Source organism: Roseateles sp. P5_B10, from assembly GCF_056400485.1.
The window spans coordinates 1-1,642 of sequence record NZ_JBFULE010001021.1 but is presented as its reverse complement, the minus strand read 5'-3'; the positions used below and the strand labels follow the sequence as shown (position 1 = coordinate 1,642).

Here is a 1,642-nt window from a genome sequence, read left to right as displayed (position 1 = left end):
GTCTGCGGGGTGGCCTGGGGAGCCAGGTGCGGCGGCAGGCGCTGCGCGTGGCCGATGACGCGGTCGACTTCGTGCTCGACCGCGTGCCCCAGCTCACCCACATCCGCGTCGACATGCAGCGGCTGCAAGAGCACCCGCATGCGGCCGGCCATGTGATGGTGCAGCGCGGCTACCGGCTGCTGACGGGCGCACTGCTGCCCGAGGGGCCGGCGGTGCTGCAGCGCATCCGGCTCAAGTTGCCGCAGCGCGTGAGCCGCTTGCGCGTGCCACCGCTGCAGCCGCGCCAGCTCGAACAACTCAGGGAGCTGATGCTGCTGTGCATCGTCCCGGAAAGACTGCCGCAATGGGACTGGCTTTTCTGATCACGACCGACAACCTGCAGCTGCTCAGCGAGCGCAAGGTGCTGAAGGAGGCCGAGTACGCCGCGCTGCTGGACGCCTCGGCCGTGGTGGAGGCCGCGCGGCAGGAGGCACGTCGCATCGAGCAGCAGGCCCGGCAGCAGGCCGAGGACAGCCGCCGCCAGGGCCATGAGCAGGGGCTGGAGGCGGCGCGCGCCGAGTACGCCCAGCAGCTGGTGGGCGAGGCCCTGGCCGCACAGCGCCAGCTGCAGGCACTGCGCGCGGCGATGGCGCAGATCGTCGCCCAGGCCGTGCGGCAGTTCCTGGGCGAGGCCGATCCGGCGGCGCTGCTGGAGACTGCGCTGCGCCGCGTCGACACCTTGGTACGCCACGAGCCCTTCGTCATGCTGCGCGTGGCGCCTGCGCAGGAGGAGCACGTGCGCACGGCGCTGCGGCAGCTCGGTGGCGAGCTGCCCTGGGCCCAGGCGCTGGCCGTGGTGGCCGACCCGGCCCTGCCGGCCCAGGCCTGCGTGCTGCAGACGCCCTCGGGCACGCTGCAGATCGGTGTTGATGCGCAGCTCGACGCGTTTCGCGCCGCGGTGGAGCGCAGCGGGTTGCTGCAGCCCACGGAGCAGGGCTGATGGACGAGCTGGCCACGCAAAGCATCGTCGACGACCTGTCGCGCGCCTTCGGCCACCTGCCCACCGTGGGCGTGCGCGGCCGCGTCAGCAAGGCGGTGGGCATGCTGATCGACGCTACCGGCATCCAGGCTCATGTGGGCGAACTCTGCGAGCTGCGCACGCCGGGCGAGCCGCCGCTGCTGGCGGAGGTGGTGGGCTTCCAGAAGCAGGTGGCCATCCTGACGCCGCTGGGGCCGACCACCGGCATCTCCGCGCTGACCGAGGTGGTGCCTTCAGGCCGTGGCCATGTCTGCCCCGTCGGGCCGGGCTTGCTCGGCCGGGTGCTCGACGCGATGGGCGAGCCCATGGACGGCAAGGGCCCGCTGAAGGCAATGGCGCGCATGCCGGTCCAGCGCGCACCGGTGAACCCGCTGGCACGCCGCATGGTGGCTGAGCCGCTGGTCACCGGCATCCGTGCCATCGACGGCCTGCTGACGCTGGGTGAGGGCCAGCGCGTGGGCRTGTTTTCGCCGCCCGGCGTGGGCAAGAGCACGCTGCTGGGCATGCTGGCGCGCGGCTCCACGGCCGACGTCAACGTGGTGGCGCTGATCGGCGAGCGTGGCCGCGAGGTGAAGGAGTTCATCGAGAACAGCCTTGGCGCCGAAGGCATGGCCCGCACGGTGA

Annotated in this window: 1 protein-coding gene and 2 pseudogenes; all 3 read left to right on the top strand. The window is 72.3% G+C overall.

Annotation, left to right across the window (positions count from 1 at the left end):
- A pseudogene (locus tag AC1DU6_RS30385) lies at positions 1-362 on the top strand (type III secretion system protein); the annotation flags it as partial.
- A complete protein-coding gene (gene sctL / locus AC1DU6_RS30380) occupies positions 344-979 on the top strand; it encodes a type III secretion system stator protein SctL (RefSeq protein WP_457446100.1) in 636 nt (211 codons plus the stop codon). The pseudogene AC1DU6_RS30385 and the gene sctL, both read left to right, overlap by 19 nt.
- A pseudogene (locus tag AC1DU6_RS30375) lies at positions 979-1,642 on the top strand (EscN/YscN/HrcN family type III secretion system ATPase); the annotation flags it as partial. The gene sctL and the pseudogene AC1DU6_RS30375, both read left to right, overlap by 1 nt.